Raw genomic sequence first — 12,584 nt, 5'->3', positions numbered from 1 at the left:
GCTGAAAGGCTATTCCCTGATCTTTTCCCGGATCTGCGTTCCGCCCGAGGACTTCCGCAGGCTCGGCAATGCCAGCATCAGCAGGACGAAGGCGCCCGTTGCGAATTTGAGGTCGGCCGGGGCAAGCCCGAGCGTCAGGCAGAAGGAGATCAGCTGGTAATAGACCAGCGAGCCGACCACGGGCGCCGCCACCTGGCGCAATATGGTCTGCCTGCCGGTGATCGCTTCGCCGATGATCAGCGCCGCCAGGCCATTGATCAGGATGCCGAAGCCCATGTTCACATCGGCAAAGCCCTGCGTCTGCACCATGATGCTGCCGCCCGTCGCTGACAATGCGCTGGCGACGCCGACACCGATGATGGTTGCCGTGCCGACATTGATGCCCTGTGCCTCGGCCATGTCCGGGCTGGCGCCGACGGCGCGCATGGACGTGCCCTTTTCCGACATGAAGAAATAGAGCATCGCCGCGACGACAAGGGCGATCAGGATGCCGACGATGAGGATCTTGACCCAGGGCAGGTTGGCGGAAGCACCGGCGGTCAGAGTGAAGACCGTGTCATAGGTGAAGAGCGGTATGTTGGTGCGCCCGAGAATGCGCAGATTGATGCTGTAGAGCATCGTCATCACGAGAATGCCGGCAAGCAGCGTGTTGATCTTGAAGCGCAGATGGATGAAAGCCGTGGTGCAGCCAGCGGCGAAACCGCAGAGAAGCGCGATGAAACAGGCGAGAAACGGGTTCACCCCCACAGTGATCAGCGCACCGCAGACGCAGCCGCCGAGCGGAAACGCGCCTTCCGAGGTAAGATCGGGAAAGTTGAGAATGCGGAATGGCAGCATCACGCCGAGCACGACGAAGGCGACGATCAGGCTCTGGGCGATGGTTACGGGAATGAGGCCGTAGAAGCTGGTCAGGACGTTCAGCATCTCAAGCCCCCTGCAGCGCGATGATGTCGGACTTGGTATGGAAGCGATCGACCAGGTCGGCAACGGTGATGCCGCGCTTTTCCTCGGCGCCGATCTCCACCAGCACCTTGCCGGCATCCATCATGATGATCCTGTTGCCGTATTTGATGGCATGTTCCATGTTGTGGGTCACCATGAGCGTCGTCAGGTTCAACTCCTCCACCGCGCGCACCGTCGTATCCATGACGAGCTTGGCCGTGCGCGGGTCGAGCGCCGCCGTATGCTCGTCGAGCAGCAGCAGCTTCGGCCGCGTCGAGACCGCCATGACCAGCGACAATGACTGGCGCTGGCCGCCGGAGAGCAGCCCGACCTGCATGTCGAGGCGTTTTTCCAGGCCGAGGTTCAGTTCCGACAATTGCTCGCTGTAGCGCGCCCGGCGCGCCGCGGTCAGCCCATAGGTGAAACCACGCGGCTTGCCGCGCAGTTCGGCGAGCAGCATGTTTTCGCCAATGGTCATCGTCGGCGCCGTGCCGATCATCGGGTCCTGGAAAACGCGGGCGATGAATTGCGCGCGGCGATGGGTGTTGAGCCTGGTGACATCCTGGCCGTCGATGAAGATGCGGCCCGAATCGAGCGGCAGCTTGCCGGAGACTGCATTGAGGAAACTCGACTTGCCTGCTCCATTGCTGCCGATGACGACGCAGAAATCCCCTGGCGACAGTGTGACGTTCAGCTTGTCGAGCGCCCGGCGCTCATCCTGTGTGCCGCGATAGAAGATCTTGGTGCCGTCCTTGACGGAGAGCATGTCAGTCATATGAGCCCCTTGTGATGAGCTGTCCGAAAATAGGATAGTTCCCGCGCTGGAATGGCGCAGGAACTATAGATTTGGCCGCGATTGTCTAGGACTATTTAACGAAACAGCCGCAATCTTTCAGGCTATCGGGCACTTTCTGGCCCGTTTTCGCCAGGACAGCCTCATTGATGAGCGCCGTGTGGTCGTCATAGGACGGCTTGATCGGGCCAAGGCTCGCCGTGGTCTTGCCGGCGAGGATCTCCGCTGCAAGCTTGGCGGCATTCTGCCCGACCTTGGTATAGGAAACCTCGAAGGCCGCGGCGACGAGGCCGTCGCGGACCGCCTGGGCCGAAGCATCGACGACGGGAATATTGATGCTGAGGGCCGCCGCAGCCACGGCCGGAACGGCTGGCTGGACCAGGTTGGAGCCGGGGACGTAGATCACGTCCGCCTTGCCGGCGAGCGAGCCGACGCGGATCGGAATGTCATTGGTGTTGTCGATGCCGACCTCGACCAGTTCCAGCCCTTCGGCCTTGGTGGTCTCCTGCATCAGCTTGAGCACCGCGACATCATTGTCTTCGCCCGGATTGTAGAGATATGCGACGCGCTTGGCTTCCGGCAGCAGCTTCTTGATGAAGGTGATGACCGAGGCGACATCCTGCAGGTCGGAGGCGCCCGTCATGCCGGGATCGCCCGCTTCCCAGGAGGGCGTGAGCTTGGCGGCGACCGGATCGGTAACGGCGGCGAAAACGACCGGCGTGCCGGAATTTCCGACGATCTGGCGCGCGCCCTGCGCCACCGGCGTGGTGACGGCGAGGATCAGCTTCGGATTGGCGGAGGTGAGCTTCGTCACCATCTGCGGGATGAGCGTGGCGTCGAAATTGACCTGCAATTCATCATAGACTGCATCGGAAATGCCGAGCTTCGTCAATTCTGCCTTGAAAGCCGTTACTGTCTCGTCCAGCTGCGGATGCTTGCCGAACTGCGCAATACCGATCTTGGTTTCTGCCGAGGCCGCCCCGAGGCCCAGTGCCATCCCCAGCGCTACTCCAAGCGCAGCCTTCGCGATTCTTTTTGCCGCGATCATACGATTCTCCCATTTTATGTTCCGCCATCTGGCTTGAAAACAATATAACAAACGTGAAATGATATACAATACGGAAATCAGGCGGCAGGGAGGGATCAAATGGCTGTCAATGTCAAATCCGATGCTCTCTATGCGTTGCTTCGGTCGCGGATCCTGAATGGCGATCTGCTGCCGGGCCAGTCGCTGCGTTTGCGCACGCTCGCCCAGGAGCTTGGCGGCAGCCCGACACCCATGCGCGAGGCGCTGAGCAGGCTTCACGCGGAGAATTTCGTTACCGCGGAGGCCAATAAGGGTTTTCGCGTGGTGCCCACCACGCTCGAGGAACTCGAAGACCTCGAAGGCGCGCGGGCGGTGATCGAGACGCATCTTCTCACCGCCTCCATCGAGCAGGGCGACCGCAATTGGGAGGCGGGGCTGGTCAGCGCCCATTACCGGCTGTCGAAATGCGTCGTGCCGACCTCCTTTTCCGAACTCGATACGATCGACGTATGGGATGCCGCCCATGGCGAATTCCACCAGGCGCTCATTGCCGGCACCTCGTCGCGCTGGTTGATGAACTTCGCCCAGCAGACCCACCTCCAATTGCAGCGCTATCGCCGTTACATCATCATGCGGATCGACCATGTCAGCCGCCATGAGGGCAGCGGCAGCGGCATAGAGGTGCTTTCCCGCGAGGCGCTCGGCATCGATGCCCATGCCGCATTGCTGCAGGCGGCGCTCGACCGCGACAAACATGCGGCCGAAACGCTGATGCTGGAGCATATCCGGCTGGCGAAGGATTCCTTTCTGAAACTCGCACGCGCCAGCGGCATCGACGCCGCGGCCTGATACCACAGGACCATGATGACCATCGATAGCAACGCCGCGCAGGAAGCGGATGAAACCGATCCGCTGCGCAGCTTCCGGGACAGGTTCGAACTGCCGGAGGGCGTCATCTATCTCGATGGAAATTCGCTCGGGGCACTGCCGAAAGGCGTGCGGGAACGGGTGGCGCATGCGATCGGCACCGAGTGGGGCACGGACCTCATTCGAAGCTGGAACAGCGCGGAGTGGGTGAACCTGCCGCAGAAGGTCGGCAACAGGATCGCCCGCATCATCGGCGCGAAAGCGGGAACGGTCGTTGCCGCCGACAGTACGTCGGTCAATCTGTTCAAGGTGCTCTCGGCGGCGCTGAACCTCAATCCCGGGCGCCGGACGATCGTTTCCGAGCGCGAGAACTTCCCGACCGACCTCTATATTGCCGAAGGCGTGGCGCGCCAGCTTGGCGGTAAGCACGGCCTCGTGCTCGCAGACGCGCCGCAGGACATTCCCGCGCTGCTCGACGAGGACGTTGCGGTGTTGATGCTGACCCATGTCAATTATCGCACCGGCTACCGCCACGACATGGCGGAACTGACGAAGGCGGCGCATGAAAAAGGCATATTGACCATCTGGGACCTCGCCCACAGCGCCGGCGCCATGGCTCTGGACGTCGAAGCCGCGCAGGCGGATTTCGCCATAGGCTGCGGCTATAAATACCTGAATGGCGGTCCGGGAGCTCCGGCCTTCCTCTATGTCGATCCACGCCATCATGGCGGCTTCCGCCAGCCGCTCTCCGGCTGGTTCGGTCATCGTGTGCCGTTCGAATTCGAACCAGGCTATGTGCCCTCCAGCGGCGTCGAACAATATCTTTGCGGCACGCCGCCAGTATTGGGCATGGTGGCGCTGGATGAAGCACTCGCGCTGTGGGACGAGGTGGACATGGACGCACTGCGGCGCAAGTCGCTGGCGCTGGCCGAACTGTTCATGCGCGAGATCGACGCTTTTGCCGATGAATTCGGCTTGCGCCTGGTAACGCCGCGCGAGGCCGATAAGCGCGGCAGCCAGGTTTCCTATGCCTGCGAAAACGGCTACGCCATCATGCAGGCGCTGATCGCCCGCGGCGTGATCGGCGATTTCCGCGCGCCCGACATCATCAGGTTCGGCTTCACACCGCTCTATCTCAGCTATGCCGAGGTGGCGCAGGCTGCATCCATACTCAGGGCCATACTGGAGGAACGCGCCTGGGACAGGCCGGAATACAAGGTCAGGACGGCGGTCACCTAGTGTGGTGGAATTGAAATACGCCTCACGGATGGCGGCAGGGGCCGGAGCGTATTTCAATTCCGAAACCACACTAGAAGCATATATTTGCTAGTGACCTTATCGAATCTGACGTTCATCTGACGCTACTGCAACAATGTAGTGAACTTCAGATTCGGGTCACTAGTGTCCCGACACTATTGCAGCCGCGTCATTCGCCAAGGTGGCTTGCTCACGCCGCATGTCTGTCGATGGCGACGCAATCCTGTGCCGATTTGGCGTGAATGACATTGCTGTGGGTGAAGCCGTGCCGTGCGATGGCGGCGAGATCGTCGTCGGCCTTCACCGGGCGCGACCACCAATTATCGTTCAGCGTCCAGCCATGGGCTGCCGCCCGTTCGACTTCCTCGCTGTCCGGCCGTATTGAGCAGGCTTCATGGATGATGCGAGCCTCGCGGGACCGCCGGGCCAGGCGCTTGCGCCCTTCGTCGAGCGCGCCACCGGCATCGTCGGCGATCACAAGCTCATGGAAGAGGTGGCGCGACTGCTTGTACTTCGTCAAATAAGCGATCTTGACCTGAAAGGCGGGCATTGTCTGCTCCTGCGCATACGACTCATCGTTAACCAAATATTAATATTGGTACTTGACAGCCGGATTGCAAGAACTAAATGGAACATTTAGAGAACAATTCAAGGCAAAAGCTCACGTAAATCTAGCCTAATGCCTTGAATAAACGCGATATTGCGGTCCGTTACGTCAGCGGAACGAAATGGTGAGCGCAGAACTTATCCACCGTAGACGAGCTTGTCCTGGCGGGCCCGCAGTTCAACGATCTTCGACCCCGGCACAGGCGCCGCATTGGCGCTGGTGATGAGTTCGCCCTTGGCGATCGGCGCGGTCACCGTGCCGCCCTGCAACAGGCCGCAGGGGATGGCGCCTGCGCTGCGCGCTTCGGCCGCCGTCATGATCCAGGCGCGATAGCAATATTCGCCGATCGCATCGAGCTTGTCGCCGGGCTTCAGGTCCTTCTTGGCCACGGCGCAGACTTCCGCAACGGGCTTGGCCAGCGGCACCATGTCGGCCTTGCCATAGAGCACGACGCGGGCGCAGGTGAGGGGAACTTCGAGCGAGGTCAGGTGATAGGGGCGGTGAAAGGTGAAATAGGGACCCTTGCCCATCTTCAGGTCTTCCATGCGCTCCGAAATACGCGGATGCGACATGTCGGCGACCACGAACACGCCCGGCGCCACGCCCTTGCCGATGGAATAGTCCACCACGCCGACGCGTGACAGCACGCCGCCATCCTTCTCCGGGATCAGCGTGCTCGACAATTGATCCAGCGTCGCGGCCGGTCCGTGCATGCCGGGCTTGTCGGGAACAAGGCCGGTGGCATTGGCGATGGCGGCCATTTCGACCATGGTCTTCGAACCGTCGACGAACTCGACCAGCATGCGCACATTCATGTGACGCCGCGCCGCTTCCTCCTGATAATCGTCGGGAATGGCGTCGATATTGAGCGGATTGTTCTTGCCCTTGCCGGCCGCGACGATCGGATGCCCCATCGCCGAAACGAATTCGATCAGTTCCATGCAGGACGAAGGCTCGTCGCCGGCGCCGAGGGAATAGGTGACGCCGAGCCGGTCCGCCTCGCTCTTCAGGTAGGCGCCGATGGTGACGTCCGCCTCGACATTCATCATGACGAGGTGCTTGCCATGTTCCATTGCGCGCAGGCCGATCTCCGCGCCGACGGCAGGGACGCCCGTCGCATCGATCACAACGTCGATGAGATCGTTTTCGAGGATCAGGTTGGCGTCGCTGGTAACGGCGATCTTGCCAGCCTCCATGGCCGCCGTCAGCGACGAGGCGTTGGAAGTCTCCCGATGATGTCCTTCTTCCTGATAGGCGATATCGACCGCTTTCAGAGCATTTGGAATGTTGAGTTCGGAGATTGCGCCGATCTCCACGCCGGGCATATGAGCCACGCGCGTGACGATATCCGTGCCCATCTCGCCGGATCCGATGAGGCCTATGCGGATGGGGCGGCCCGCGTCGGCCCGCGCCTGCATGTCCCGCGCCAATCCCGTCAATGCAACATTTGTATTCATGATACCTCCAATGTTCATAAAATTGGAATAGGACGAGATTGCACGATTAGCAACCGATTAGCGCTGGAGGAAGCGGAATTCCGTTATCTGGCGATATATTTCGCCCGGAATCAGCCTCGAATCGGGAAAACCGGGCTGGTTGGGGCCGTCCGGAAAACGCTGCGCTTCGAGACAGATGCCGGAATAGGCCCGGTAGGACTTTCCGGATAGTCCGGTGAGATCGCCGATCATCGAGCCATTATAGAATTGCAGGCCGGGTTCCGTGGTGCTGACCTGCATGGCCAGCCCGTTATTGCCGGCAAGCAGCGCGGCAGGGCGAAGCGAGCCCGCCTTTCCGGGCCGAAGCACGAAATTATGATCGTAGCTTCCTTCCTGCCCGATCGGGCGCGCAGCACGAAAATCGAACTCGGTTCCACATACCGGAACAAGTTCGCCCGTCGGAATGAGATGCTCGTCGACGGGCGTGTATTGATCCGCCTCGATCTGCAGGCTGTGGCCGCGAACATCGGCCGAGCCATCGAGGTTGAAGTAGCTGTGCTGGGCGAAATTCACCACCGTCGGCATGTCGCAAGTGGCTTCGACCGTCAGCGTCAGCACGTCCGCGGCCGTGAAAGCATAGGTGCAGCGCACCTGCATATTGCCGGGGAAACCCTGGTCGCCATCGGCAAGATCGAGAGCGAGGCTGACGGAAGCGGGCGTCCAGTCGACCATGGTCCACAGGCGCTGTGAAACACCTTTGCTGCCGCCATGCAGGGTCTGCCTTCCGCCCTCGTTGCGGTCGGTCTCATAGACCCTGCCGTCAAGCGAAAAGCGGCCATTGGCTATCCTGTTAGCATAGCGCCCGACCAGCGCGCCGAAATAGGGCGACCGCAAGGGGTAGTCCTCGAACCGGTCGAAGCCGAGCACCACGCGCTGCAGCCCCTGGCCCGCAAGCGGCACCTGCAGGTCCCGGATCGTTGCTCCCCAGTTCAATATTCTGGCGATTGCGCCGCTGTCGGACGTTATGGTCGCTTCGAAAACGGGTTGGCCTTCGAATGTACCGAAGGTTGCGGGGGTGGTGACGCTGCGCAAATCAGTGCTCCCTGCCGGCAACGCGGGAAGCGAGCTTGGCCTGTATGATGACGACGATGAGCAGGAATATTCCCCGAATGACCGATTGCCAATAGGCGGAAAGCGATATCCAGCCCTTGCCGTTCTCGAAATTCAGCACGTTGAACAATATGCCGAGCAGCAATACGCCCGCAAGCGTGGCGCCGACCGAACCGACGCCGCCGGTGAGCAATGTTCCGCCGACCACCACCGCCGCGATGGCGAAGAGTTCCCAGCCGACGCCTTCGATCGGTTGCCCGGCGCCGAACTGCGACGCGAGGATGACGCCGGCAAGGCCGGCAAGGCCGCCGCTGGCAAGATAGACCAGGAACTTGATGCGGCCCGCCGGCAATCCCATCATGCGCGAAGCATCCTCATTGCCGCCGACCGCAAGGATGCCGCGGCCCGTGCTGGTGAAATTCAGGATCACCCAGCCGGCAATATAGGCGAGCATGGCGATCCATGCCGGTATGGGGAAGCCGAGGAAATTGTCCTGGCCGATCACGGTGAAGCCGCTCTCGTAGGACACCGAGACGGATTGATTGTCGGCGAGGAGCAGGGCGACGCCGCTGGCGCCGAGCATGGTGGCGAGCGTCGCGACGAATGGCATTATCCTCATGCCGGCGATAAGGCCCGCATTGACGAGCCCGACGCAGAGGCCCGCAGCCACGCCGGCGCCAAGCCCAGTCCAGGCGCCATAAGGGCTGGCCAATGCCGCCACGACACTGCCGAGCGCGGCGGTGGAGCCGACGGAAAGGTCGATCCCGCCGGTCATGATCACGAAGCACATGCCGAGCGCGACGAGGGCGAACATGGCATTGTAGCGCAGGACGCTGGTGATATTGAAAAAGCCGAGGAAGTAGTCATAGCGCGCCCAGCCGAACAGGACGAGCAGGATGAGCGCGATCACGACGCCATAGCTGCCGGCGAGCTTGATGAGACGAACCCTGTTCATGCCTGCCTGCCCTGCTGCTGTATCCACACTGCCAGCACGATGATCGCCGCCTTCACCACCAGCGCGGCCGCATCGGGCACGCCATTGGCGAGCAGCGTATAGCGCACGAGCTGGATGGTCATGGCGCCGAGCAATGTGCCGATGATGGTCGCCTTGCCGCCGCTGAGAAAGGTGCCGCCCACGGCGACGGCGGCGATGGCATCGAGTTCCATGCCGAGCCCGACCAGATTGGCATCGCTGGAGGAGTTGATGGCGATGACGATGAGACCGGCGACGCCGGCGCAAAGGCCGCTGACCGCATAGACGATGAGCTTGACCTTCGACACGGCGACCCCGGAAAGCTCGGCGGCGCGCTCATTGCCGCCGATCGCGATGATCTGCCGGCCGAAAACCGTGCGCTTCAGCACATAATAGGCCACGAGCACGATGGCCGCCATCAGGATCACCTGGAACGGGATACCGAAGACGCGGCCAAGCCCGATGAACTGGAACTCCGGCACGCGGAAGGTCTGCAGATTGCCATTGGTCATGACCTGGGCGATGCCGCGTCCGGCGATGAACAGCACAAGCGTGGCGACGATGGGCTGGATCTTGTAATGCGCGACGAGCCAGCCATTGAACAGCCCGAACAGGCCAGCCACCAGGATCGAGGCGAGCATGGCCACGGCAACGGCGAGGTAGATATTGTCGATCGGCACGATCTTGCCGAGGAAGATCATCGGCGCCAGCGCCCCGGATATCGCCATCAGCGAGCCGACGGAAAGGTCGATACCGCCCGTTCCGATCACCAGCGTCATGCCGACGGCGACGATGACGATGGTGCAGACCTGGGTGAGGTTGACGTTCAGGGTCTGCATGGTGGCGAAGTTTCGCGTGAAGGCGATATTGAAGATGATCAGCAGGGCCAGCGCGATGAGGGTGCCATAGCGCGCCAGGAAGTCGAACGGATCGACCATGTTCGCCGAATGGGTGCTATTGCTCAACTCTCGCCTCCTCCTGTGCCGGGCCGGCGCCTTCAGCCATTGCCGCCATCACGGCATCCTCCGTTGCCGCCTCGCGCTGCAGTTCGGCAACGCTTTTGCCGTCGCGCAGCACGAAGACGCGATCGGCGCCTTCGATCACTTCCTCGAGCTCCGAGGAGATCATGAGAACCGCAAGGCCCTGGTCGGCGAGCGATTTGATCAATGTCTGGATCTCGCCCTTGGCGCCGATGTCGATCCCGCGCGTCGGCTCGTCGAGGATGAGCAGGCGGGGGTTCATGGCAAGCCAGCGCGCCAGCAGCACCTTCTGCTGGTTGCCGCCCGAAAGTTCGCAGATCTTCTGGTTGGGGCCGGAGCATTTGATGCCGAGCTGCGCGATGAAGCGCTCGACGATTGCGCGCTGCGCCTTCTCGTCGATGATGCCGGACTTGTTCAGTTTCGGCATCAGCGCCAGCATCATGTTCTCCGCGACGCTCATCTCCGGCACGATGCCTTCGCTTTTCCGGTCCTCGGTGCAGAAGCCCATGCCGGCGGCGATTGCCTCGCCGGGATTGCGCGGCGAATAGTCCTGTCCCTCGAATTTCATTGCGCCGTTGCGCGGCCGGTCGACGCCGAATACCAGCCGGGCGGTCTCGGTACGGCCCGCGCCGAGCAGCCCGGCAAAGCCGGCGATTTCTCCGCTGCGAATGTCGAAGGACACGTCCTGGACCGATTGATCGACGGCCATGTTGCGTGCCGACAGCAGCTCTGCGCCGATCTTCTTCGGATCGCGGCTGGTGAAGGCGGTGGCGTGGCCGGCATTCTTCTCGATCGAGCGGCCAAGCATCGAAGATACGAGATCGATGCGGTCGATCTCCCGCATGGCCGCCGTCTTGACGGTTCGGCCGTCGCGCATGATCGTGACGCGGTCACAGACGGCGTATAGCTCGTCGATCTTGTGGCTGACGAAGACGACCGAAACGCCGTCCTGCTTCAATTGGCGGATCACTTCGAAGAGCACCGCGACTTCGCGCTCGTCCAGCGACGATGTCGGCTCGTCCATGATGACGAGCTTGGCGGAAAAACCGATGGCGCGCGCGATGGCGACGAGCTGCTGCGTTGCCGTGTTGAATTCCATCAGCGGGCGGCGCACGTCGAGATCAAGGTTGAAGCGCTCCAGCAGGCTTCCTGCTTCGGCGTGCATGCGCTTCCAGTCCAGCAGGCCGAAGCGGCGCGCTTCACGGCCAAGGCAGATGTTCTCGGTCACCGAGCGATAGGGAACGAGGTTGATTTCCTGGTAGATCGTGCTGATGCCGCTCGCCTGCGCATGGTGCGGCGAGGTCGCCTCGAACGGCGCGCCGTCGAAGACGATCTCGCCGGCATCGCGCTTGTGGTAGCCGGTCAACACCTTGATCAGCGTGGATTTCCCGGCGCCGTTCTGGCCGATCAAGGCGTGCACCTCGCCGGGCGCGACCTCGAAAGTTGCGCCGGAAAGCGCCGGTATTCCCGCAAAGCGCTTGTCGATATGCGTCATGGACAGGAGAGGGGACATGGCTATCTCCGGAGACATGAGGGCTGCGCCAGGCGGCGGGCCCGGCCATTATCGGACAATGGCCGGTTCCCGATGCTCGATCAATAGGCGGTGCTCAAGAGTTCCTTGGCGTTCTTGTCGTCGTAGAACTGGTCCGGATTGATGATCTTTTCCGGAATGGTCTCGCCATTGGCATAGGCGACCGCCGTGTCGAAAGCCTTCGGTCCGAAGCGCGGATTGCACTCGACGACCGCTGCGATCTTGCCGTCGACCACGGCCTGAACGGCTTCCTTGCCGCCGTCGATCGACAGGACCAGGATGTCCTTGCCTGGTACCTTGCCGGCGGCCTCGATGGCCGAGATCGCGCCGATCGCCATCTCGTCATTATGGGCGTAGATCACATTGGCGTCGGGATGGGCCTGAAGCAGGGTTTCCGCCACCTGGCGGCCCTTGTCGCGGGCGAAATCGCCGCTCTGCGATGCGACGATGCTGAATTGCGGGTTCTTGGCGACCACGTCGTCGAAGCCCTTCTTGCGATCATTGGCCGGTGAGGAACCCGTGGTGCCCTCGAGCTCGATGATCTTGGTCTTGTCCTTGCCGTTGGCGATCAGCCATTCGGCAACGCGCTGGCCCTCCTCGACGAAATTGGAGCCGATGAAGGTCACATAATCCTCACCCGGCTTGGCCAGCGAAGGATCGACGCTGCGATCGAGAAGAATGACCGGGATTCCCGCATTCTTCGCGGCCTTGATGGCCGGAATGAGCGGTTTTTCTTCGCGCGGAGCGAGGAAGATGAGATCGACGCCCTGCGCGATCATCGAATTGACGTCTGCGACCTGCTTGGCGGCCGAGCCGGCGGCGTCCGTATAGACGAGCTGCCAGCCGCGCTTCTTCGCCTCTTCCTGCATGCTCGCGGTCTGGGCAAGCCTCCAGGGATTGTTGCTCTCGGTCTGCGCGAAGCCGACCTTGTAGGTCTCCTTCTTCTCCAGGGGCGGCGATGCGGCAATGGCGCCTCCGGCGGCCATGGCGGCAATGCCAAGGGCCGACGCAAGGAGAATTGAGCGGCGGGTAATGTTCATTGAAATTTCCTCCCAGAAATT

Annotated in this window: 12 protein-coding genes; 2 read left to right on the top strand and 10 right to left on the bottom strand. The window is 61.8% G+C overall.

Annotated elements, in window-relative coordinates; genetic code table 11:
* Window positions 1–9: 9 nt before the first annotated feature.
* The 3 genes from OSJ75_RS18200 to OSJ75_RS18190 all read right to left on the bottom strand — a co-directional run bounded on the left by OSJ75_RS18200 (window position 10) and on the right by OSJ75_RS18190 (window position 2,783).
* Window positions 10–924, bottom strand: a complete 915-nt coding sequence (locus OSJ75_RS18200) for an ABC transporter permease (RefSeq protein WP_267229012.1) — start codon at window positions 922–924, stop codon at window positions 10–12.
* Window position 925: 1 nt separating this feature from the next.
* On the bottom strand, window positions 926–1,708 hold the full coding sequence (locus OSJ75_RS18195) for an ABC transporter ATP-binding protein (protein WP_250019591.1): 783 nt from the start codon (window positions 1,706–1,708) through the stop codon (window positions 926–928).
* A 100-nt stretch (window positions 1,709–1,808) separates the two neighbouring features.
* Window positions 1,809–2,783: an ABC transporter substrate-binding protein gene (locus tag OSJ75_RS18190; RefSeq protein ID WP_267229011.1), complete on the bottom strand. Its 975-nt coding sequence runs from the start codon at window positions 2,781–2,783 to the stop codon at window positions 1,809–1,811.
* 99 nt (window positions 2,784–2,882) lie between these two features.
* Here OSJ75_RS18190 and OSJ75_RS18185 point away from each other — a divergent pair, with 99 nt between their 5' ends.
* Window positions 2,883–3,611, top strand: coding sequence for a GntR family transcriptional regulator (locus tag OSJ75_RS18185; protein ID WP_250019513.1), 729 nt, complete (start codon window positions 2,883–2,885; stop codon window positions 3,609–3,611).
* Between the two features lie 15 nt (window positions 3,612–3,626).
* Window positions 3,627–4,868, top strand: coding sequence for a kynureninase (kynU, locus tag OSJ75_RS18180; protein ID WP_416362584.1), 1,242 nt, complete (start codon window positions 3,627–3,629; stop codon window positions 4,866–4,868).
* 208 nt (window positions 4,869–5,076) lie between these two features.
* On the opposite strand, the gene OSJ75_RS18175 is transcribed toward kynU, so the two are convergent.
* The 7 genes from OSJ75_RS18175 to OSJ75_RS18145 all read right to left on the bottom strand — a co-directional run bounded on the left by OSJ75_RS18175 (window position 5,077) and on the right by OSJ75_RS18145 (window position 12,563).
* Complete coding sequence (locus OSJ75_RS18175) at window positions 5,077–5,436, bottom strand: hypothetical protein (RefSeq protein WP_267229009.1); 360 nt, start codon at window positions 5,434–5,436, stop codon at window positions 5,077–5,079.
* A gap of 194 nt (window positions 5,437–5,630) precedes the next feature.
* On the bottom strand, window positions 5,631–6,950 hold the full coding sequence (locus tag OSJ75_RS18170) for an NAD(P)H-dependent oxidoreductase (RefSeq protein ID WP_250019516.1): 1,320 nt from the start codon (window positions 6,948–6,950) through the stop codon (window positions 5,631–5,633).
* Between the two features lie 57 nt (window positions 6,951–7,007).
* Window positions 7,008–8,021 (bottom strand): aldose epimerase family protein, encoded by a 1,014-nt coding sequence (locus OSJ75_RS18165; protein ID WP_267229008.1) that lies wholly within the window; start codon window positions 8,019–8,021, stop codon window positions 7,008–7,010.
* A gap of 1 nt (window position 8,022) precedes the next feature.
* On the bottom strand, window positions 8,023–8,994 hold the full coding sequence (locus OSJ75_RS18160) for an ABC transporter permease (protein ID WP_267229007.1): 972 nt from the start codon (window positions 8,992–8,994) through the stop codon (window positions 8,023–8,025).
* Window positions 8,991–9,950, bottom strand: a complete 960-nt coding sequence (locus tag OSJ75_RS18155) for an ABC transporter permease (RefSeq protein WP_267229103.1) — start codon at window positions 9,948–9,950, stop codon at window positions 8,991–8,993. Before OSJ75_RS18155 ends, OSJ75_RS18160 begins: the two co-directional genes overlap by 4 nt.
* A gap of 16 nt (window positions 9,951–9,966) precedes the next feature.
* Window positions 9,967–11,505: a sugar ABC transporter ATP-binding protein gene (locus tag OSJ75_RS18150; protein WP_267229006.1), complete on the bottom strand. Its 1,539-nt coding sequence runs from the start codon at window positions 11,503–11,505 to the stop codon at window positions 9,967–9,969.
* Window positions 11,506–11,585: 80 nt separating this feature from the next.
* Window positions 11,586–12,563, bottom strand: a complete 978-nt coding sequence (locus OSJ75_RS18145; protein WP_250019520.1) for an ABC transporter substrate-binding protein — start codon at window positions 12,561–12,563, stop codon at window positions 11,586–11,588.
* Window positions 12,564–12,584: the final 21 nt, after the last annotated feature.

Source organism: Phyllobacterium sp. 0TCS1.6A (assembly GCF_026420825.1).
GTDB lineage: Bacteria > Pseudomonadota > Alphaproteobacteria > Rhizobiales > Rhizobiaceae > Phyllobacterium.
This window is presented reverse-complemented; position numbering and strand designations above follow the sequence as displayed.